This window comes from Polyangium jinanense, from assembly GCF_028435365.1.
The window spans coordinates 26,509-48,191 of sequence record NZ_JAGTJJ010000027.1 but is presented as its reverse complement, the minus strand read 5'-3'; the positions used below and the strand labels follow the sequence as shown (position 1 = coordinate 48,191).

The following is a 21,683-nucleotide window of genomic DNA, read 5'->3' as shown; positions in this document are numbered from 1 at the left end:
TTTCGTGAACGTCACAAGTGCGCAGGCCCTCCCGGATAAAACGTGATCGTGCGGCCACCCGTCGGCTGCACGTGGCGCGCGTTGTCCGGGAAGACCGAGATGAACCGGCCGATTTGCTCGGCCGAGGCGAGGATCGGCCTCTCCATGAGGATCCATTGCACGTGCTCGCTGCAATCGGGCGTCGTGAGAGAGCCGTCGTACCGATAGAAGCCGCCGCGGTCGCCGAGGAGCACGTCGGCGAGGCCCTCGGTCTGGAGACAGGTCCCTTCGCCTTCCTTCTGGGGCAGGTGCGTGAAGAGCGGGGCCAGGAACGCATTTTCCTCGGGGCCGACGTCGATCATGACGGCCACGACCACGCGCCGCGGAGGCCGATGAATCGCACGCGGGGGAGACGGCGCGAGGCGGAATGAGGTTCCCGTTATGGGCGCTCGGTCGCTGGGGTCGAGATCCGAGTTTTTCGAGAATGCATGCCTCGCCGTGTGGAGGTACCCTCTCGAAAGGGGGACCCTCATGCGACACGCTTTTCTCGTTCCCGCGCTCATCGTCCTTGGCGGATGCGCCGCGTCGCGCCCGCTCGTCGACATCGACCATTCCGAGCTCGTCGATCTCACGTACACCTTCGACGAGCACACGCTCTACTGGCCGAACGCACCGAGCGCGTTCGAGCTGCAAAAGCTCGCCTACGGACGGACGCAGGCGGGGTACTTCTACGCGGCGAACGCATTCTGCACGCCGGAGCACGGCGGGACGCACATGGACGCGCCGATCCACTTCGCCGAGGGAAAGATGACCGCGGCGGAGGTCCCACTCGCGCGGCTCATCGCTCCCGCCGTCGTCATCGATGTCGCCGCGAAAGCAGCGGAGAACCCCGACTACCGGCTCACCGCCGCCGACGTTCTTGCGTGGGAGTCGCGGCATGAGCCCATCACGCCCGGGACCATCGTGCTCTTGCGCACCGGCTGGGGGAAACGTTATCCCAATCGAAAAGCCTATTTCGGGGATGATACGCCGGGCGCGATCGACAAGCTTCATTTCCCCTCGTATGGGGAGGACGCGGCGCGTCTGCTCATCGGCGAGCGGCATGTCGCCGCCATCGGCGTCGATACGGCGAGCATCGATCACGGCCCGTCGCGTGATTTCATCGTCCACAGGATTGCCAGCGAGGCCGAGGTGCCGGGGTTCGAGAACCTCGCGAACCTCGATCGCGTGCCCGAGCGCGGTGCGTGGGTGATCGCGTTGCCCATGAAAATCGCGCACGGGACAGGCGGACCGCTGCGGATCGTGGCGCTTTTGCGGAAGTGATCCATCCGATCTCCGAACGGCGGCCCTTGCGCCACGTCGAGACCTGGTCTACGGGGCGGGTGCCATGGCAAACCGCCCCGCCCGCTCCTCCGCCACGATCGATTGGCCAAAGAGCGTCGTGCCCACCGAGCCCGCGTTCCTGAACCTTCGTTTTGCGGCGGACGCCGACGGGATCACGCGATCCGAGGTCGAGTCGAGCGTGCTTCATCTGCTCGACGAGGTATCCCAGCACGGCGGCATGTCGGGCGGCGCGTCCTTTGTCTGGTCCAGTGGCCACGATGTGGAGTGCTCCGTGGAGGGCCTCATCCTGCCGCCCAAGGCGAGCACGTGGCTCCGGACGCAGCTCCGAAGCCAATGGCATAAAGCGCTCGTCGAGCTCCGCCTGTATCAGGAGCTCGCGACCGTGCGCGCCGAGCCGCCGCCGCGTGGCGCCGCCCCGAAAGAGCGTGCCGCGGGAGTCGCCGAGGCATCGGCGCTCGGCGCCTATGAGCCTCTCGGCCTTCGCCATCCCGAGACGCAGGAGGTGCTCGTGTTTCCTTGCGTCGAGATCGTGGTGCTGGCGGCCGGGGAAAACGCGATCGTGCGCGCGGCGGTCCGCGAATTCGGCGCGCGCTGGCTCGCGCGATTCCCGGACACGGGCCTTCTCTCGAAGGGGGGAGACCACAAGGCATATCGTGCGTCGAGCGTGGCGCAGGCCGAAGCGTCGTGGTCCTCCCATTTCGACGCGAAGAATCGGCGGGTCATGGGTGTGCATTCGCTTGCCGCCGGAAAAAACGTGCGCTCCCCCGAGCCCCCGGCGCTCGTCGGGCAGCTCATGGCCGAAGGCGCCGCGGTGCGCGGGTACCTCCCGATCGCATGGGCGTCGCGCCCTTCCGAGCTTGCGACCCTCGTGGACGAGCTCTGCGGAGGCCTCGACCTCACCTCCGGTTGGTGCGGCATTTCCCAGTACCTCGGCCCCGACGGAGACGCGCGGCGATGGCTCGAAGACCAATGGGGACCCCTGCGCGAACGAGGGCTTCCGAGTTATGCTTCATGGAGCCGCGACTTTCCCGGGATCACCGTGGGAGAGCCGTACATGTACACGATCTGGGCCAATCAACCGTTCCTCTTCCACATCGGGTGGATCACGTTGCTCGGGCGTGATTTCGCGAAGCAAATGAACAAGGAGCTCGCTTCGCTCGCGCCGTCCGTGGAGATGGCCTCTCTGCCGGGCGGCGTCGTTCGAATCCGCACCGGCGACGCGCCGAACGCGGGGGGCACCCTCGACGATGGCCGCGAGCTTCGTGTCCGTGAGCGCGTCGGACGCGCGCTGCAATCGCTGCGCCTTCCGGACGACGATCTCGAGCACGTCTGCGTCGGGGCGCTCTCCGACGAAGAGAACCGCGCCTATCATCTGCGCTTCTTCGGCGCGTGAGGACTCGAAGCCGCTTCGCTGGGGCTTTGCCCCAGGCCCCACCGGGGCTATCCGCCCCTGGACCCGGACCAGCGCAAGCGCTGGACTCGGGGTCGATGAACTGCGCGATGCGCAGTTCATCGAACGGGATGGGTCAGGACCGGCGACTGCCACCGGCCTGCTGGAAAAACTGCGCGTTGCGCAGTTTTTCCACCTGAGGTCCAGGGCTTGCCCTGGTTCGGGTCGAGGGGCGAACAGCCCCCGCGGGGCCCGGGGCAGCGCCCCGGCTCCACGTCCCATGCTCAGATGCCCCGGAGGCGTGCTAGCGTCGCCGCCATGCGCGCCCGCTTCTCGACCTTCCTGGCATTCTCCCTCCTCGGCTGCGGCGCGGCCCCGGCCACGGGCCCCGCCACGCCTTCCGATGCATCCACCGCCGCCACGTCCCCGAGTGCGGCTGCGCTCCCTCCGTGGAGCGCGGCACCGACGCCCTCCACGCCCGCCGTACCCGCGCCGGTTGCCGTGTCCACGCTCCCGGCGGTGCCGCATCCCGAGACGCGGCCGCTCGCGGTGGATGTCGCGTCTCTGCCGCGGATCCAGGGGGTCACCATTTCCCCGGACGGCCAGCAGATTGCCTATGTGGTGAAAGAAACGCGGTTCAATCCGGAAGCACAACCCTCGGACAGCGATACCTCCGGCGGTTGGAAGTCCGAGGCGCAGCTCTGGGTGGTGGGGCGCGCGGGCGGCGCGCCCAGGCAGCTCACGCGGGCCGACAAACCGGTCGGAGACCCGAAATGGTTGCCCGATAGCCGCGCCATCGCGTTCGTGCGCTCGAATGGCGGCGGACGCAAGATCCACGTCCTGCCGGTCGACGGCGGCGAGGCCGAGGTGCTGGATGTCGGCGAGCTCGAATTCGAGGATTACGAGCTCGCGCCCGACGGCCGCTCCATCGCCTTCACTGCCGCGCCGCCGCTCACCGCGGCCGAGAAGGAGGCCGCGTGGCGCAGCGGTGGTGTGGTCGACGAGGCCGCCCGCCACCGAGCGTCACAGCTCTGGGTCCTGGAACGAGGCGGCAAGGCCCCACGGCGTGTCACCACGGGCCAGGAGAACGTGCTCGCGTTCCGCTGGTCGCCGGACGGGCGGAGGTTCGCGGTGATCACCTCGCCTTCGTCGGAACCCCACGACGCGGCGATGCGGCAATCGGCGCGGATCCTCAGCGCCGCTGATGGCACCGTCGTCCGTGATCTGACCCGGGAGCCGCGACCGCTGGGGAGCGTCGCCTGGTCGCCGGATGGGCGTTACGTGGCCGTGCACAGCGGGAAGAACACGCTCTCGCTACTCAATGCGCTCAATGTGTACGAGGCCGAGAGCGGGCGGTCCTGGGACGTGGTGGACAAGCTCGACGCCACGATTGGAAGCTTCGCCTGGTCGGGGGATGGCCGGAACCTGACCCTGGTCGTCGCCGAGCGGACCGGGACCAAGCTCGTGCGCGTCCCCGCTGCGGGCGGTAGCGCCACCCAGCTCGGCCGGACGACGCGCCTGCTTGGGCCCCTGGGTACCACGGACCGATCGGGGCGCTTTGCGACGGCGCTCTCGTCCACGCCGACCGATCCCCAAGCGCCGACGGTGGTCGACCTGCAGACCGGCGCCCTGCAGGTGGTCGCGCCGCAATCGAATCGGATCGCGGGGTGGACGGTCGCGAAGACCGAGGTGGTGCGGTGGAAAAACGCGGATGGCACCGAGATCGAGGGGCTTCTCACGATCTCGCCGCATGCGGGCGCGGGCCCGGCGCCGCTGCTCGTCGCTCCGCATGGCGGGCCCGACGATGTGAGCCAGGACGGGTTCAATCCCTTCGTGCAGTACATGGCGGCGCGCGGCTACTCCGTCCTGCGCCCGAACTACCGCGGCAGCTTCGGTTATGGCCAGGCCTTCTACGCGGCCAACCGGGGCCGCCTGGGCGAGGTCGAGCTCGCCGACATCGAGAGCGGCGTGGACGCGCTCATCGCCTCCGGACGCGCCGATCCGCAGCGCCTCTATTATGGGGGTTGGTCCTGGGGAGGGTACGTCACCGCATGGACCATCGGTCACACGCGCCGGTATCGCGCCGCGATGGTCGGCGCGGGCGTCGTCGACGTGGTGGCGCAGTACGCCGGATCCGACATCAACCACGGCGCTGCCGCGCAATGGGAGTTCCGCGGCGATCCCTGGAAGCAGCCCGAGGAGTTTGCCGATTCGAATCCGCTGCGCTGGGTGAGCAAGGTCGTCACCCCGACCTTGATCGCGCACGGCGATGAGGATTCGCGCGTGCCCCCCATCAATGGCTTGCTCCTCTACCGCGCGCTCACCGACATCGGCTGCGAGGTGCGGTTCCACCGCTACCCCCGCGAGCCACACGGCTTCGGGGAGCCGGCCCACCAGGTGCACCTGTGGACCACCTGGGCAGCGTGGTACGCGGCGCACTGACCGGGGATCGTGGATGTTGCGCGGCGCGTAATTTCGGTTGACAGCTGCGCTTACATGTTTCCAGATCGCGCCGCAATGAGCGCAGCCTCGGCTCTCCTGCGCGAGGCTCGCCAACATCCTGCGAGGAAACTGGCATGTCTACGGTCAGGCGAGCGTCGCGCTTCCTTGGGTTCATGAGTCGAACGCGGCCGCGCACGGAGCGGGTCGCGTTGTGCGTGGCGCTGATGGGCGCCTCGCTCGGATGTACGAACGAGCAGCGGCCCGACGACGGCGCGCAGGCCGCTGCGACGCCCCCGCACCCGGCCTCCGCGGCGGGGCAGCTCGGGCTCGGCGATGTCATGCGGCGTGTCCACTTCGCGTTTCGCCCTGAAGGCGATTCGTTCCAGGGGGGGCACACCACGTATGCGGTGCGCGCGGATGCGCGCTCGTTCGCGGTCGCGCCGTATCGACCCGCGGCGGATGGGCCCGCGCGTGAGGGGGTCAAAGCCGCTGCGTTCGTCGCCACTCTGACGTCGATCGAGCGCGCCGGCGTGTCCGTTCTCGGCGCGGGCAGCGCGCGGGCGGACCTCGATCCGAGCTCGCGCGTCGCCGTCACGCGCGGCGACGTCGTCGAGCACCTCGAGAACACCGAGGAGGGCGTCGAGCAGAGCTTTTCCTTCGCGACGAAGCCCGAGGGACGCGGGGATCTCGAGGTCCGGATCGCGGTGTCGGGGGAGGTCTTCACGCAGGAAACCGAGACGGGGCTTCATTTCGTGGATCCCGAGACGGGGCTCGGCGTGCGGTATGGCGTCGCGACGTGGATCGACGCGCGCGGGCAGAAGACCGCGGTGCCCATCGACTTCGAGGCGGGGCACATCGTCTTGCGTGTCCCGGAGCGCGCGCTCGACGAGAGCGTTTTTCCGGCGGTGCTCGATCCCGTCATCGGACCCGAGATCGGGATCGACGGGGCCATCCAGGGCGGAGCTGCCGGGACCCAAACCGAGTCGGCCATCGCCTTCGGCGGTGGGAATTACCTCGTCGTCTGGCGTGACGCACGTGCGGGTACGGATGACCTTTATGGTGTTCGCGTCTCGAGCACGGGTACGATCCTCGATACCTCCGGGATCGTGATCTCCAATGCCGCTGGCATCCAGCAGAAGCCCGACATTGCCTACGATGGAACGAACTGGATGGTCACGTGGACCGACCAGCGGGAAGACCCTCAGGGGGACATCTACGCCGCCCGCGTGAGCAGCAGCGGCGCCGTGCTCGATCCCGGCGGGATCCCGGTTGCCACGGCGGATGTGGCGGGCGGGGAGGGGCCGGCGGCCGTCGCGTTCGGCAGCACGCACCATCTCGTCGCCTACAGGCGGAGCTACGACCTCTATGGTCGTTTGATCGCGCCCGATGGGACGATGACCCCGGAGTTCACGTTCGCGTCCAGCAACAATATCTACCTCGACGACATCAGCATCGCGTTCAACGGGGCGAACTATCTGGTGGCGTTCGACAACATCGACGCGAGCACCAGCTACGTCCACGGCCGCCGCGTCTCGCCCTCGGGCACGGTGCTCGACGCGTCGAACCTCACGATTTGCGCCTATTGCAGTACGAGCGACCTCGACGTCGCTTCCGATGGCACGAACTGGTTTGCCGTGTGGCGGGCGGACAGCGGCATCCGCGGCCAGCGCATCACGAATGCGGGCGCGGTGCTCGACACGATCTCCGGCAAATACCTCGCGGACTCGGCCATCGGCCTCTCGGTGGCCTTCGCGGGCAATGGCTATGGCGTGTTCGGGACGACGAGCAGCGAAATCTACGGGCTCTTCGTCGATTTGCTCGGCAACGTGACGATCCCGAAGACGGCCCTCGTCGCCGAGCCCGGCTCGAGCTCGATGGCGGCGGCGGCACACGACGGGACGAACTTCTTCCTCGCCTTCACGGATACGCGGCTGTCGAACTCGTACAGCCCGTCGGACGTGTTCGGGCTGCGCGTCTCGAACGCGCTCACCAAGGTCGACGCGACGAGCCAGCTCGTCTCTCGCGCGGCGAACGCGGAGACGCGCCCCGCCGTGGCCTACAACGGGACGAATTACCTCGCGGTCTGGGAGGACCGGCGCCCGGGCACGACGACGGACATCTATGGCGCCCGCTTGACGACAAGCGGCGCGGTGCTCGATCCGAGCGGGATCGCGATTTCGCAGGCCACGGGCAGCGAATCCTATCCCTCGATCGCCTCGCTCGGCGGCGATTGGCTGGTCGCCTGGAACGATACCCGCGCCGGCAACGACGACATCTACGCCGCGCGCGTCAGCGGCGCCGGGAGCGTGCTGGATCCGTCAGGCGTGCCGATCAGGACCGCCACGGGCAGCCAGAGCAACCCCGCGGTCTCGTCCGACGGGACGAACTGGCTCGTGACCTGGTACGACTCCGCCAACGCCGAGATCTGGGCGAGCCGCGTCTCCCCGGCCGCGACGGTGCTCGATGCCTCGGGAATTCAAATTTCGACGGGCGGCGGCTGGATGCCCGCGGTGGGCTACAATGGGACGAACTACCTCGTCGCATGGTCGAGGCCCGGAGCGATGGGGTACGACATCGCGGCGGCGCGCCTGACGCCGGCCGGCGTCGTGCTCGACACGGGCAATTTCGCCATCAACGTCGCAGCCGCCTCCGGGAGCGAGAACAACGCCTCCGTCACGTCGAATGGTGTCGACTGGCTGGTCACGTGGGACAATAGCGCCGACGTTCGTGGTGCGCGGGTGGGGAGCACCGGCGCCGTGCTCGATCCTATGGGGATCGGCATCTCCACGGCGGCGAACACGCAACGCGCGGCGCGAGCGATCTGGGACGGCACGCAGTACTGGGTCGTCTGGCAAGACGACCGCGCGGTGAGTGGCCGCCAAGACATTTACGGCGCGCGCCTCACGCCCGGCGGGGTCGTGACGGATACGACGGGCATCGTCCTCGCGAATGATCCGGCGCAAAACGAGCTCGCCCCCGCGATTGCCGCAGGGCCTTCCAAGGAGGCGTTGCTCGTCTACCAGCACTTCGACACCGCGCAGCCTTATGGCGCCGATCGGGTCTGGGCGCGTCTCGTCACGGACCCGACGCTCGGCGTGAATGGCGTATCGTGCCAGACCGGCGCCACGTGTGAGAGCGGCGCGTGCGTCGACGGGGTCTGCTGCGACACGGCATGCAATGGCACCTGCGTGGCGTGCACGGCGGCGAAGAAGGGCGCGGGCGTCGACGGCGCGTGTGGTCCCGTGGCCACGGGCGCGGATCCGGATAGCGAATGCGCGGAGCAAGGCGCGAGCACCTGCGGCACGACGGGGAGCTGCAATGGCGCGGGCGCGTGTGCGATGCACGCCCAGGGTACGTCGTGCGGAGCGGTCTGCGTGGGGGACGCCGCGCAATCGAATGCGTGCAACGGAACGGGCACGTGCACCGCCGCGGGTGCATCCACGAACTGCGCGCCGTACGCCTGCGTGGCGGGCGCGTGCAACACGACCTGCGCCGCGGATGGCGATTGCGCGGCGGGGAACGTGTGCGTTGCCGGCGTCTGCGGCAAGCTCGCGCCGAACGGCGCCGCGTGCTCGAGTGATGTCTGGTGTCAATCGGGCGCGTGCGTCGACGGTGTCTGCTGCAACACGGCATGCACCGGGCTCTGCGAGGCCTGCACCGCGGCGAAGAAGGGCGTCGGCGCGGACGGCGTGTGCGGGCCGATCGCGAGCGGGACGGACCCCGAGAACGAATGCGCGCTCGAAGCCGCCGGGAGCTGCGGGCAGAACGGCCAATGCAACGGCGCGGGGGCCTGTCAGCTCCACCCCCAGGGGACCTCCTGCGGGGCCTCGCTTTGCCAGGGGACCGTGGTCAAGGGGCAGATCTGCGATGGTATGGGCCAGTGCGTGACCGATCCGGCGGGGAAGGATTGCGCGCCCTATGTCTGCTCGGCGGGATCGTGCAAGAACCCGTGCACGAACGACAACGAGTGCCTGTCCGGCAACATCTGTCTGGCCGGGGCCTGCAAGCCTCCGGGGATGCCGGGAGTCCCCTGCGCGGCCGGCGCCGATTGCAGCTCGGGCTTTTGTGTGGACGGCGTTTGCTGCGATACGGCCTGCGAGGGATCCTGCGAGGCCTGCACGGCCGCCAAGAAGGGGCAGGGGGCCGACGGGCAGTGCGCGCCCATCAAGACGGGCACGGATCCCGACGACGAGTGCGCGGCGCAGCCGCCTTCGAGCTGCGGGCTCGATGGTCAATGCAACGGGGCCGGCGCCTGCTCGCTTTATGCGGCGGGTACGCAGTGCGCGGCAGGCTCGTGCATGGGCACCACGCAGGCGAACCCTTCGCAATGCGACGGAAGCGGCACGTGCGCCCCGGGTACGCAGATGAGCTGCGTGGAAGGATATGCGTGCGTCGGGAACAAGTGCGCGACGAGCTGCACGGACGACACGGCGTGCGCCGCGGGGTACGTGTGCAACGTCGCGATGAAATGGTGTGAGCCCATGATGCAGAGCGGCTCGAGCAGCAGCTCCGGTACCGGCGGCGGCGCCAGCAGCAGCTCCGGTACCGGCGGCTCCGGTGGCGGCGTGGGCGGCATGGGCGGCTCCGGGGGCGGCGTGGGCGGCTCCGGGGGCGGCGTAGGCGGCTTCGGTGGTGGCGCTTCCTCCGGCTCCGGCGGGCGCGATTCCACGGGCGATGAAGGTTGCGGATGCAAGGTGGCGGGTGCGCCCCGCGCGAGGTCCCTCGCGCCGAGTGCGCTGATTGCGCTGGCCCTGGGAATCGCTTTCCGCAGGCGTTCCCGTGGGACCCGCGCGGGCTCGCCCAGGACCCGCACGGGCAGCGCTCTTCGGTAGTTTTGCCGGCCAAGACGGCAGCGCCGGACGTTTCAATCGGCACGGGTGTCCCCGTTGCCAGCGTGAACCAGACCTCCACGGTCTTGCCACCGGTCCGCTGGAAGAACTGCGCATCGCGCAGTTCTTCCACCCTCGGTCCAGGCCGTGCCTGGTTCGGGTCGAGGGGCGAACAGCCCCCGCGGGGTCCGGGGCAGCGCCCCGGCGCAGCGGGCAGAGGGAAGGCAGGGGCGCTCAGAGCACGCCGTCGACCACGTCGAGGACCTCGGTGTCGGTCAGGGCGCGGTCGAAGATGCGCAGGTCCTCGTAGGACGCCGGGATCGTGTGGAAGTCGGTGTAGAATGCCGGGAGGCGCCGACCGATGCGGAACGACTGGAGCCCGTCGAGGTTCGTGGGCTCCCAGCCTCCCGTGTTGCTCCAGGCGGCAAACTGGCCGTCGATGTAGAGCGAGACCATGCCTCCCTCGCGGACGTAGGCGAGGTGGTGCCATTGCCCGTCGTTCACGGGGAGGGAAGGGTCCGAGACCAACGAGACGTAGTTCTTGCCGTAGGGGTCCTCGCAAAGCTCGACCGTGACCCTTCCGTCGCCGCCCAGGTACACGGAGATGAAGTTCCCCTTCGCGTCCTTCATCCGGTTGCCGAGAATCTCGCCTCGAAGGCCGCTGCCGCTGAACGTCGTCTTGTACCAGTGGCTGATCGTGAAGTCGGCGGTCCCGAAGGCCACGGATTTGCCGAAGTCGACGTATCCACGGTAGTCGGTGGTGCTCGTGGGCACGATCGTGAGCACGTTCGAGCCGAAGGGGCCCGCCGTTCGCGTGGCATGGTCGCCGAGGGTCCCGTCGAAGACGCCGGCTTCGTCGTACGCGACGGCGCCGTCCTCCTCGTCGAAATACCAGCGATGCGCGTAGGGCGCCGCGACGATCGCCGAGGCAGCGGACGGGAAGGCGAGGAAAGCGAAGGACAGCGCGAGGGACACACGCAGACGCGTGAGGCTTCGAGGCTGCATGAAGAATCTCTCCTGGAAAGATGTCCGAAATCGCCGGGCAGAGGCGCCACGGCGGCGACCAGGATAGAAGAAATGCCTCCCGGAGACGAGGGCAACCTGACCGATTCCGTGCGGGCGGACGCGAAAAAGGGCTCCAGAGCGCGGACGCTCGGGAGCCCTGGGGTGGCATTGCTGTAGTTTTGCGTCAGGACTCGGGCGGCGGCATCGCGAAGGTCGCTTCGCGGGTGATATCGGCGCCGGCACCGACCTTGAACGTGCCAAGGTCGATCTTGTTGCCGACGGCGTCCCCGTTCTCCTTCACGAGGACGATCGACGCGTGATAATTGTCCACGGGCAGCTCGATGCTCGACTCGAACTGGTCGCACGGCACCCGAATCTGCGCGACAAACTCCTCCTTGTCGTTGCGGATGTCGATCAACGCCCCCGTCGCATCGTACGCCACGCAGTAGTTCGGGGCTCGCTGGTTGCTGATCGTCCATTTCGCGGTAAAATGACCCGTGTCGCGCTCGGCCGTACCCCCTTCGTCACCCCCGCAGCCAAAGAGCAGGACCGAGGCAACGCATGCCGCGGCGTGAACCAGGTAGCGTCGGATCATGAGTCGATCTCCTTTCGCTCGCAGACGAAACGTCAGCAACGGCAGTGCCAGGGAGACAGAAACCGCACTGCACGCTTTTCGTTCGTCCCGACCAAACGACACGCGTCTGCACGAGCGAGCGCACCGAGCCCATCGCCGAGCGGACGCGGCAGCGTAGCGCCCCGGGGTTTCACCCCGGACCCCGACCAGGGGTTGTCCACCCCTGGACCCGGACCAGCGCAAGCGCTGGACTCGGGGTCGATGAACTGCGCGATGCGCAGTTCATCGAACAGGCGAGGTCAAGACCAACGATGACCCTGCCAACGGGCAACGTGCCCGTCGCCAGCGTGGTATCTCATGACAGGCTCCTTGGAGGGCACGATCGAGGCATAGCAGGGACATGACACCACGAAATGCCCTTCACGCGCCGCATATTCGCCGGGCCGACCTCGGAGGTGCTGTCCGGCGCCTGCAGGCGCCAGCCATCACCTGCGGAGCAGCGCCAAAATCCCGACGATCAGGGCCGCGATCAGCACGGCGACGGCAATCGCTCGCCCCGGCGACCTTCGTTGCACCTCGGGCGCACGCTTTTCCGCCGCGGCGCCTCCGCCCGCCGCGCCCTTCGCCTGCTCCTTTTGCGCGAGCGCCTCTCGTTTTGCCGCCTCGTCCACCGGGACGAGCATTTCCTCCGTGAGATCCGCGCCTTCAGGCAAGAGCGGCAGGAGCGCTTCGAGCATCTCGCCGGCATCCCGATACCGAAGCTCCTTGTCCGGCGACATGGCCCGCGCGACGACGGCCTGGATCGCGGGCGACACCCAGGGCGCCACCTCCGCGAGGGAGGGCGGGGGCCCGCTGACCAGCCGGCTCAAGAGCTCGAGCAGCGATTTCGCGTCCGCGTGGGGCGGTTTTCCCGCGAGCAATGCATACAGCGTCACGCCCATCGAATACACGTCGCTCCGCGCGTCGACGTGCTTGGCGCCTTCGAGCTGCTCGGGCGCCATGTAGAGCGGCGTCCCGACGATCTGGCCGCTGTCCGTCATCGACCTGGAAGGCGCCGTCAGGCCCTTCGGCGCGCCCGCGGGGGCGCGGCGGATCTTGGCGACCCCGAAATCGAGCACCTTGACCACCAGCGCCCCCCCGTCCTGCCGCGACAGGAAGAGGTTCTGCGGCTTGACGTCGCGATGCACGACGCCCGCTGCGTGGGCCACGGCGAGCCCCTTGCACGCCTGCGCGGCGACGCGGAGCGCCACGTCGGGCGAGAGCGCGCCGACGCGATCGAGGAGCGCGCCGAGGTCCTCCCCGGAGAGCAGCTCCATCACCTGGTACGGCACCTGGACATCCGGGTCCTGCGCGAGCTCGACGAGGCGCGGCACGTGCGGCGATTCGAGCGCGCCCACGATGCGCGCCTCCTGCACGAAGCGGAGCAGTTCCGGATCTTCCTTCGCGAAGGGACGCGCGTGCATCCATTTGATCGCGACCCGCTCGTTCCCGGAGAGCGAGCGCGCCTCGTAGACGGTCCCCATGCCGCCATGGCCGATGGCGCGGAGGATCTCGAACCTTTCCTGGAGCTTACGGCCGATCAACCCTTCCAGGATAGGCGCACGCCCGGCGCGCGAGCAACCGGCTCCGGCGACCCGTCGTCGTTCATCCCTTCGCGCGAAGGAGAGGGACCTGCGCGGCGAGCCAGCGGCGGGCCTCTGCCTCGGTAGCGTGGAACGCCATGGCAGGGGTGTGGTGGGCGAGGACCCGGACGCTGCGGCTGATGAGCTCCAGCGTGATCCGGAGGTAAAACGTGGTGCCGTAGATGGCGGAGGCGATCTTCGTCGGGTGCGCCTGGACGAATTCGGTGACGTGCTTGCGGGCCGGGGTGGTGAGATCTCCCGAGGCACTCATGTCGAGCAGGATCAGGAGGTACCCGAACTCGTCGACGGTCGCCTGGTAGACGGAGACGAGCGTTTGCATCTCCGTGAGCGAAGTGTTGCCGCGAATCGAGACATGCACGATGGGCCCCTCCCGCTGCACCCGGTGGGGGCCCATCTCGACAGGCGGGTAGGGGGCACGCTCGACGGTCATGCGAGCGGAACGATAGGCACGGACGAGAAAAATGTCGCGCCCGACGAGCGCGCGAGGTGGGAGGCGCTGCGCTACACGCGTGTCTCCGGCCCCGGCGGGCGCGGGCCGACGATGCCACGCTTCATGAGAAACTGGACCGCGAAGGCCACGATCACCGCGCCGAGGATCGCCGGGATGATCGGGATCCGCGCGATCGTGGGGCCGACGGGGCCGATGAGCAGGGAGCCGATCCAGCTGCCGAGCAGGCCCGCCACCATCGCGCCAGCCCAGCCGTACGGCAGGCGGCCGGGTACGATGCGATCGGCGACCCAGCCGACGAGCGCGGCAATGGCCAGGGTGACGAGCACGCCGAGCACGCTGAACGTCGCCCAGATGCCCAGCACCAGGCCGGCAACGATCAGCAACATGACGAACAGGAATCCGAACGGCATGGGGACGCGTCGGAGCAAGACGCGAGCCGTCGGCCGTCGGGGCCGAGCGGGCGGGGCCTGGGTGTGTCAGACGCGCGCGGCTTTGCCGAAGAAATACTGGAAGGGGACGTGGCTGCGGGCGGCCCAGGAGTCCTCGTTGTGGAGGGCGCCGGGGAAGGCGAAATAGAGCAGGTCCTTGCCGAACTCGTAGCCCTTCGTGAGGAGCTGATCGCGCATGGCCGTGGTGCGCTCGTAGTTGTCGCGCGGCCAGCCGCTGTCGATGTAGAAACGCACATTCCGCTTGGGCTCGGATGCCACGCGCTCGATGAGGTCGTCCTGGTAGCCGAACGTGCTCGACAGGCAGGCCGCCTTGCCGAAAACGTGCGGGTAATGCCAGCCCAGGAAAAACGAGACCACGCCGCCGAGCGAGGAGCCCATCACGGCCGTGTTCTGCGGGTCGGTCAGGGTGCGCAGGCGCGCGTCGATGAACGGTTTGAGCTGGTTCACCATGAAATCGCCGTACCGCTCGTACCCGGGCTTCGTGTACTCGTACATGCGGTCCTTGGCGTAGATGCCGACGACGATGACCTTGTCGATGAGGTTCATCGAATGGAGGAGCTCGACGTTCTCGTCGACGCGCCACTCGTTGCCGCCGAAAGCCTCGTCCCCGAAGAAGAGGTTCGTCCCGTCGTGCATGTAGAGCACGGGATACCGCTTCAAGCTGTTCTCGTCGTAGCCCGGAGGAAAGTAGACCCGGACGAGGTGATTCGCCTCCACGTCGCCCTCCGGAATCCGGACGACCGGGGAAAACGTGCCCCGTGCGGGACAGAAGAAGTGCGGATAACACCGGCGAATCGTGGTGTCGATCGTGGTGGCGAGGTAATTGTCGCCCTGCGACCAAGTGAAGCCGCCGTCCTCGCCTTCGAGGCCGGGTTTGAAGTAGAAGTACTTCTGGTCGGAGTCGATCGCGAACTCCGTGATCGTGCGATCGTCGCTGACATACGTGGGCTCGACGGACCGATTCCAGTCGAATTCCGTCCGGAGCACGACGCGCCCCCGCGTCACGGGATAAAAGACCTGAATTTTGGCGTGACCCATCCGCCGATTATCAGCGAGCGGGGAGGGCGTGTAAACATGTTCTTGGCGCTTGCCTCGCTGGGGCGTTGCCCCAGGCCCCACCAGGGGCTATCCGCCCCTGGACCCGGACCAGCCAGGGGCTGGACCCGGGGTCGATGAACTGCGCGATGCGCAGTTCATCGAACAGGCCAGGTCAAGACCAACGACGACCCTGCCCACCACGGACGATTCAACTGGCAACGTGACCGCCAGCGTGAAACGCACCTTCATGGTCTTGCCACCGGCGCCTTGGAAGAACTGCGCATCGCGCAGTTCTTCCACAAAAGGTCCAGCGCTTGCGCTGGTCCGGGTCGAGGGGCGGACAGCCCCCGCGGGGTCCGGGGCAGCGCCCCGGCGAAGCGCCTCCCGGATGAGACCAATGCTCAGCTGGAGGTCACAGGGGGCCGACCGTGCAGAGCCCCTCGCCGTTGAGGTGGCCCATTGACGCTGACGATGCGAGCATGAAGGACAGGAGGTCCTGCGAGGCGAGCGGCACGCTCCCGGGGTTGTAGACGATTGGCTTGCCCTCGGCGTCTACGAGTGGCATTCCGTCGAGTCCCTTCAGGTCCGACAACGCCTGTGTCGCGAGATCCTCGAGCGAAATTTCCTTGTCGGCCCCGGCGGCTGCCGCGAACGCGTCGAAGCGGAGCGATGCCTCCTCGGTGCCGAGCGTGTCCCAGAAGAGATGGTCGAGGTGAATCGTGATTTCCGCCTCGGTCGTCGTGTTGCTCCGGATGACCACTCCGTCTGTCCCGTCGAGCCCGTTCGTGCAATTCGTATTCCGGGTCGGGTTCGAGAGGCCCCAGGCGAATGTGTAGGTATCACCGGCTCTGGTCGCCGTCCCTTCCATCCAATAATTGAATTTTCCGTCGATCATGGCTTGCACGTCGGCCTGGGCGACGCTGCCGAGGGCCATGGCGCTCGCGTCGGGCGCGGCGATCTCGTAGCCGAACCGATCCCAGCGCCTCGCCTCGAGCGCTTCGAACACCGGCAAGGACGCGTCTCCGGCGTGGAGATCGGCTACCCACCACCCTTTCGATTCGATTGCCACTGCGCCGTCCGCGCGGTGCAGGTCCAGCCCCCCGAACGAGACGAGCACCTTCGAAAACTGCATGGTCCATCCATCCGCGAAGGCAATCGTCTCGCCCTCCTCCTCGACCGGGAACCCCGTCTTCGCCGCGTCCTCGCCCGTGATCCGGACGGCGAGCGCGCCCGCGCCGCTCGAGGCGTCCTCCCCGTCGCAGCCCATCACGATTGCAGAGAAAAGAGAAAGGACGAACCCGATCATCGTTTTCATCGTCATGTCCTCCGATTGGACGCGCCGAGGGGCGGCAGATCCGCCTCACTGCGCACCGCGCGTCTCCGCCGAGAATGCGGAAAAACTCCGGGCGCCCAGGAACCAGGCCGTTCGCACCTGGCTCTCGGGCGTGATCACGAACCGCCCTGCCGCGTTTTTCTCCGTCAGCCGGTCGAAATGGGCGCCGTTGAACCAGGCGCTCGGGTGGATCACGATCCCCACGATAGTGCCGTCGCCGAGCGACACGTCGAGGGGAATGCCGTCGACGCTGCGCTTCGTGCCCTCCTCCTCGATGTCGAGCCCCCCCTCGAAGGGGATGACGAGCCCGTCCTTCTCCGCCACGCCGATCACGTATGCGTGATGGCCGTGCAAGGCGGCGCCGTCGCCCCCGATCGACGCGCGTGGCGGATCGAGCCGGATCGACAGGGAACGCGCGCGCCCCTCCGTCCCTGGCACGGGGCCGATACGGACGCCGCCGGGGTCGAGCACGTCGAAGGCGCGCTGATCCAACCATTCCCCCTTCACCTCGCCGCCGTCGAAATGCTGGTCCCCTGCGTGGGCATGCGCGTCAGGGACCACCACGTCCCACAGCATGCCGGACAAAGATTTGCCCCTCGGCGCCACGAGCCCCGCGAGCGGCGGCGGATTCTCGTGGACGTACACGGGCCCGATTGCCACAAGGGCCTCCCCGAGCTCGACCTTCCAGCCGGTGCTCGTCTCGAATGAGCCGATCGGGAGCCCCGGCTTCGACGCCGCGCCGAGCTGCATCTCGAATTCGATCGCGCGCCCGCCGGTTCCGCTCGGCAGATCGCAGCCGGCAGAGCCGAGTCCCCCGAAGGCGAAGAGCGCGAACGCGAAACGAGGGTCGAAGTTCATCGCAGAGCCTCCTCCTCGCCCTTCGCCGCCTCCAGATGGAAACGAATCGTCCCCAGGATCTGCCGCGGCGGCGCTGCCGCGAAATGCGGGTGCGCGAGCCGCGAAGCCGGCGCGTCGGGCAAGCTGAAATTCGACGGGTAATTGAACTCGGCCGCTCGGTTGCGCCGATCGAGCACGTTCGTCGCCTCGATTCCCACCTCGACGAAGCGATACCGGAGGCGCGCCGCGATATCGACCGTGAAGATCTCGTGGCCGAACTGCTCGAGCGGCAGGGGCCGCGGCGCCACGTACGTCGTTCCGAGCGCGCCCGTGGCGCGGAGGCGCACGCCCGAGATCTGGAGGTCCTTGCGGAGCGAGGTATCCAGCCGCGCCACCCAGCGGGGGATGTAGGGGAGCCGCTTGCCGCTGGTGATCGCATACCACGGCGCGCCCGCCTCGGGCAGGTGGGCCTCCGCGTACGTCAAGCTCCCCTGCGTGTCGATGCCCGCGCGTGAAGTGAGCCGCCCGGAGATTGACGCGCCGAACCGGTTCGACGTCCCCACGAGGACATTACGCCCGCGCGCCGCGTCGAATACGAGATCCCGATCCACGCGCGTAAAATAAGCGAGCGCTCGCGCAGAGACGTCGAGCGTCTTCCCCTCGGATCGCTCGAAGACCACGCCCGTCTCGAAAGCGTGGACCCGGGCAAACGGCGCGCTCTCGCCGTCCGAGAGCGCTTGCGCGTCGCTCGAACGCGATCCGGCGCCGTAACTCGTCATCCACGCGAGCCCCCTCGCGAGGCTGATCTCCAAGGAAGCGCGGGGCCCGAGCGTGATCCCGAAGGCCTCGATGGTATCCGACGGCTCCCGCGAACCGCTGCGATCCTTCTCGGGCTTGTTCCGATCCTCGACCACGAAGCCGAATGTATCGAGCCGGATCCCGCCGCGGAGCGTGAGCCACGACGCGGGCCGGAGCTTGCCCGCCGCGTATCCCGCGATGTTCGTGAGCGCGAGGCCGCTCTCGAAATCCACACGGTACGGCACACCGCCCACCCGCCGGAGCCTCCGCTGCAGGGTGTCGCCCCGATCGTGCCGCGCGAAATAACCGAGCTCCAGCGATTGCCTATGTCCCCACGCGTCCGCGGCCCTCGTAAAACTCCCCCGCGCGCCGAACGTCGTCGCATCGTAGATCTGCTCTGTCCCGTCCCCGCGCTGCGGTTCGCCCGAGGGACGCATGTCCGTGACGAACCCCGTGAAGTTCTCGCGGAGCCGGGTCTTTCGGATCGTGGCGAAGACCTGGTGCGCATGTTCCTCGCGCGTGCCCTTGTGCTCGAATCGGAGGGATGCGTCGAGCCGCGCCGTCGCGCCGCCCTGGTTCGGGTCGTAGGTGCAGAAGAACTGGCTGTCGTGGTCTTTGGGGCAATCGAGCCTGCGTGCCTCGAAATCGTCCTGACGCACCACACCCGCGCCGTCGAAGCGTGTCGTGTACGCCGAGACGAGCGCGACGAGCCGCCCGTCGCCGAAACGGTGCTCGTATTGCGCCATCGAGCGGGCCGCCGTGCTCGCGCGGTTCCGCCCGAACCCGTCGCTGTCGGTCACGGAAAGGCCGACGAACGTCCCGCGCGGCGCGCCCCCGGGGCCCCACAGCAGGAGGAGGCGCTTCGTATCGAACGAGCCGAGACCCGCCTGCACGACGAGCCCCCGCTCTGCGAGCCCGAGCGTGTACGCGACCGACCCGGCGACCGCGAAATCACCCTGGCGTGGGTCGAAGGGGCCTTCCACCACGCGCAGTTCCTCCACGAGCTCCGGGATCACGAAATGCGTATCGGCGTATCCGTGACCGTGCGCGTTCGATGGCTCGTTCAGCGGGATGCCGCCCACGGACATCTCGAGGTCTTGCCCCTCGGCCGCGCTGAAGCCCCGCAGAAAGATCGCCGACGGGTGCCCCTCGCCGCCATGGTTTTGCAGGAGAAACCCGGGCGCGAGCGTCAGCAATTGCTCGGCCGAGCGCCGCGGCACGTCGGCGAGTTGCCCCACGCGGATGCGGTGATCCCCGGCCGCGCTGGGCGGCGGCGGCCGTGACGAACCGAGCACGACCACCTCGCCGGGCGGCTCCCCAGGCTCGTCTGGCCTGCTCGTCGCCGGCTTTTTCGTCTCGCTGATGGGCTCATTCGAGGCCGCATTCTTGCGCGGCGGCCCCACGTACACGCCGGCCGGCGCGTTTGTCGCGAGGGGCGCGTCCTTCGCCGGCGGCGAGAGCTCGTCCGCGGACGCGAGCCCCGGCGCGCAGGCAAGCACCACCGGCACGAACCGGCGCGCGCAGCACCTCGCGACACGAGCCCACATCGGGGCCTGTCCTTTCCCAGACGAACCGAGGGTCACGGTGGGTGGTCTGTACTGCTAAAGCATCTGAGTTGCAACAACAATCTGCGCGTGATAGGAACGAGCGGATGCTCGACCGGTTTTTTCATACGAAACGTGCTGGTTTGTCGCGCCTCGGGTTCGTCCTTTCCGCGCTCGTGGGGGCGGCGTGTGGTCCCGACGGCGAAGCCGCGGGTCCCGCGGCGGCTGTCGAAGCCCGCCACCCCTCTTGGCGCCGCGCGCGGGTGGCCGTCGCGGATGGCGTTTCGGGCGCGCTCTCGATCTTCGACGTCGCAGAGGACGCGTGGATGGCTGCGCTCCCAGGGGACGGCCCCGTATCGATGCACGCGACGGAGTCCGGCGATTTCGCGGTGCTGATCTCCTCCGGGCGGGGCGAAGGGCATTTCTTGCGCGCGGGTGTGTCCGTCGCGCCGCACGACGACCACCTCCACATCTATAAATTCGAGCCGAGCCTGCACGAGCTCACGATCGAGGGCGCGGCGCCGGGGGCCGTCCTCTCCAGCGCGGGGCAGGTCGCGCTTTTCTTCGAGGGATCGGCGGCGGACGGAGCACCTGCGCAAGCCGCCGTGGTCTCGGAGGAGGCGCTCCGGATTCGTGGCGAGACGCCGGTGCCGAAGTGGTTCGTCGCAGAGGCGCCCCATCGCGGGGCGGCGGCGGCCGTGGAGGGAGGCGCCCTCGTCACGCGCCCCCTTCCGGGCGACCCGGAAGGGCGAGCCGAGGGCGTCTCGTTCGTGAACGACAGCGGCAGCGCGGAGGTGATCCTGCCGAGCTGCCCCGCGCTTTCGGGGGCGGCACCCGTCGAACGCCGCGTGGCCTTCGCATGCGAGGACGGTGTGCTCGTCGTGGAGCCATCCGAGGGCGGCGAGGGCATGATCGGCACCAAGTGGCCATATCCCGGAGACGGCCCTGCGTGCGCTCTCGTGGGGCATGGCCCGAGCGGCATCGTCGTCGGCAATCTCGGCCCTGCGGCCGTGTTTCGTATCGATGCAGGCACGGGAGCCTCGGCGCGCTTCGACGTGGGCGCAGAGACGTGCCTCTTCGGGATCGAGCCGCGCGGCGAGGCGCTTTTCGCCTTAACGAGCGATGGCGCCCTTCGGCGGATCGAGCTCGCGACAGGTGCGATTACAATGCTCGACGGCATCGTTCCGCCGTTCGCCTGCGAGGGGCAGGGGCCGAGGCACGGGCTCGCGCTCATGCCCGATCGGGTATTCGTGACGGCACCCGGCTCGGGTGAGGTCCTGGAGATCGACGCCGAGCCGCTCGTGATGGTCGAGCGGCACGTCCTCGGAGGCGCGCCGAGCGGGATCGTGGTGCTTGGGCTCGACGCGAGGAACATCGACCTCGCGCCCGGCGCGCACTGAGGATCCGCTCAGTGGCAATGGTCCACGTGGCAATCCATCGAGCAGCAATCCTCGGGCTTCTGGCAAGGCCCGCCCGCGGGTGAGCAGGCGCTCGGATCACGGCAGAAGCCGAGCGTCCCGAGCGCCGCGTCGAATGGCTCGCACGTCTCGCCTTGGGCGCACTCGGCACTCGCGCAGCAGAACTTCTTGCACGTGCCGTAACAATGCAACGTCGGCGCGCAGAAGGGGCCGCTGGCATTGTTACACGCCTCGCCCTCCTTGGCCTCGTTCGGGGGCGGGTAACAAGAGAACCCTGGCTTGCCCTGTTTTTCCCCGAAGTCGCAGGCTTCGCCCGCACCCATGCACCCCGCGTTCGTCAGCGGATTGCACGTCGCCGTGCCCGTGAAGCACGCAGGCGTGATGGATCCGCCGGATCCGCCGCCTCCGCCACCCTCGCCGCCTGCTCCGCCTGTCCCGCCCTGGCCGCCGCCGGCGCCGCCCTGGCCGCCTGTCCCGCCCTGCCCACCGCCGCCGCCCTGGCCATTGCTTCCACCGTCCTCGCAGCCGAAGGCGCCCATCACGAGGGACGCGATCAGCATCCACCTGAGAATTCGCATGACACTCCTTTGGAAAAGAAAAAGGGCGCGG

At 68.4% G+C, this 21,683-nt stretch carries 16 protein-coding genes; 5 read left to right on the top strand and 11 right to left on the bottom strand.

Going from position 1 to position 21,683, the window contains the following annotated elements:
* Window positions 1-11: 11 nt before the first annotated feature.
* Window positions 12-512: a carbonic anhydrase family protein gene (locus KEG57_RS32525; protein ID WP_272424161.1), complete on the bottom strand. Its 501-nt coding sequence runs from the start codon at window positions 510-512 to the stop codon at window positions 12-14.
* Between KEG57_RS32525 and KEG57_RS32520 the strand changes: the two genes are divergently transcribed.
* The 4 genes from KEG57_RS32520 to KEG57_RS32505 all read left to right on the top strand — a co-directional run bounded on the left by KEG57_RS32520 (window position 511) and on the right by KEG57_RS32505 (window position 9,987).
* Window positions 511-1,302, top strand: coding sequence for a cyclase family protein (locus KEG57_RS32520; protein ID WP_272459156.1), 792 nt, complete (start codon window positions 511-513; stop codon window positions 1,300-1,302). The genes KEG57_RS32525 and KEG57_RS32520 overlap by 2 nt on opposite strands.
* A gap of 64 nt (window positions 1,303-1,366) precedes the next feature.
* Entirely contained in the window at window positions 1,367-2,716 is a 1,350-nt protein-coding gene (locus KEG57_RS32515; RefSeq protein WP_272459155.1) for a type VI immunity family protein, read from the top strand.
* Between the two features lie 315 nt (window positions 2,717-3,031).
* Window positions 3,032-5,155: a S9 family peptidase gene (locus KEG57_RS32510; protein ID WP_272459154.1), complete on the top strand. Its 2,124-nt coding sequence runs from the start codon at window positions 3,032-3,034 to the stop codon at window positions 5,153-5,155.
* A gap of 173 nt (window positions 5,156-5,328) precedes the next feature.
* Window positions 5,329-9,987, top strand: a complete 4,659-nt coding sequence (locus KEG57_RS32505; RefSeq protein WP_272459153.1) for a hypothetical protein — start codon at window positions 5,329-5,331, stop codon at window positions 9,985-9,987.
* 231 nt (window positions 9,988-10,218) lie between these two features.
* Here the strand turns inward: KEG57_RS32505 and KEG57_RS32500 are convergent, their stop codons facing one another.
* From KEG57_RS32500 to KEG57_RS32460, 9 genes are all read right to left on the bottom strand, one after another.
* The gene (locus tag KEG57_RS32500; RefSeq protein ID WP_272424171.1) at window positions 10,219-10,989 is read right to left on the bottom strand and encodes a LamG domain-containing protein; all 771 of its coding nucleotides are present in this window, start codon (window positions 10,987-10,989) and stop codon (window positions 10,219-10,221) included.
* A gap of 184 nt (window positions 10,990-11,173) precedes the next feature.
* Window positions 11,174-11,584 carry a hypothetical protein gene (locus tag KEG57_RS32495; RefSeq protein ID WP_272424172.1) on the bottom strand — a complete coding sequence of 137 codons (411 nt, stop codon included), beginning with the start codon at window positions 11,582-11,584 and terminating at the stop codon, window positions 11,174-11,176.
* 464 nt (window positions 11,585-12,048) lie between these two features.
* Window positions 12,049-13,146 carry a serine/threonine-protein kinase gene (locus KEG57_RS32490; protein WP_272459152.1) on the bottom strand — a complete coding sequence of 366 codons (1,098 nt, stop codon included), beginning with the start codon at window positions 13,144-13,146 and terminating at the stop codon, window positions 12,049-12,051.
* 61 nt (window positions 13,147-13,207) lie between these two features.
* Entirely contained in the window at window positions 13,208-13,636 is a 429-nt protein-coding gene (locus KEG57_RS32485; RefSeq protein ID WP_272459151.1) for a SpoIIAA family protein, read from the bottom strand.
* A 71-nt stretch (window positions 13,637-13,707) separates the two neighbouring features.
* Complete coding sequence (locus KEG57_RS32480; protein ID WP_272424175.1) at window positions 13,708-14,067, bottom strand: GlsB/YeaQ/YmgE family stress response membrane protein; 360 nt, start codon at window positions 14,065-14,067, stop codon at window positions 13,708-13,710.
* 66 nt (window positions 14,068-14,133) lie between these two features.
* Window positions 14,134-15,144 (bottom strand): alpha/beta hydrolase, encoded by a 1,011-nt coding sequence (locus KEG57_RS32475; RefSeq protein ID WP_272424176.1) that lies wholly within the window; start codon window positions 15,142-15,144, stop codon window positions 14,134-14,136.
* Between the two features lie 412 nt (window positions 15,145-15,556).
* Entirely contained in the window at window positions 15,557-16,459 is a 903-nt protein-coding gene (locus tag KEG57_RS32470; RefSeq protein ID WP_272459150.1) for a hypothetical protein, read from the bottom strand.
* Window positions 16,460-16,504: 45 nt separating this feature from the next.
* Window positions 16,505-17,335 (bottom strand): hypothetical protein, encoded by an 831-nt coding sequence (locus KEG57_RS32465; RefSeq protein ID WP_272459149.1) that lies wholly within the window; start codon window positions 17,333-17,335, stop codon window positions 16,505-16,507.
* Window positions 17,332-19,659 carry a TonB-dependent receptor gene (locus KEG57_RS32460; protein ID WP_272424180.1) on the bottom strand — a complete coding sequence of 776 codons (2,328 nt, stop codon included), beginning with the start codon at window positions 19,657-19,659 and terminating at the stop codon, window positions 17,332-17,334. The genes KEG57_RS32465 and KEG57_RS32460 overlap by 4 nt, the downstream gene beginning before the upstream one ends.
* A 104-nt stretch (window positions 19,660-19,763) precedes the next feature.
* Here KEG57_RS32460 and KEG57_RS32455 point away from each other — a divergent pair, with 104 nt between their 5' ends.
* Window positions 19,764-21,056, top strand: coding sequence for a YncE family protein (locus tag KEG57_RS32455; protein WP_272424181.1), 1,293 nt, complete (start codon window positions 19,764-19,766; stop codon window positions 21,054-21,056).
* Between the two features lie 8 nt (window positions 21,057-21,064).
* Here the strand turns inward: KEG57_RS32455 and KEG57_RS32450 are convergent, their stop codons facing one another.
* Window positions 21,065-21,652, bottom strand: coding sequence for a hypothetical protein (locus tag KEG57_RS32450; RefSeq protein ID WP_272424183.1), 588 nt, complete (start codon window positions 21,650-21,652; stop codon window positions 21,065-21,067).
* Window positions 21,653-21,683 lie beyond the last annotated feature (31 nt).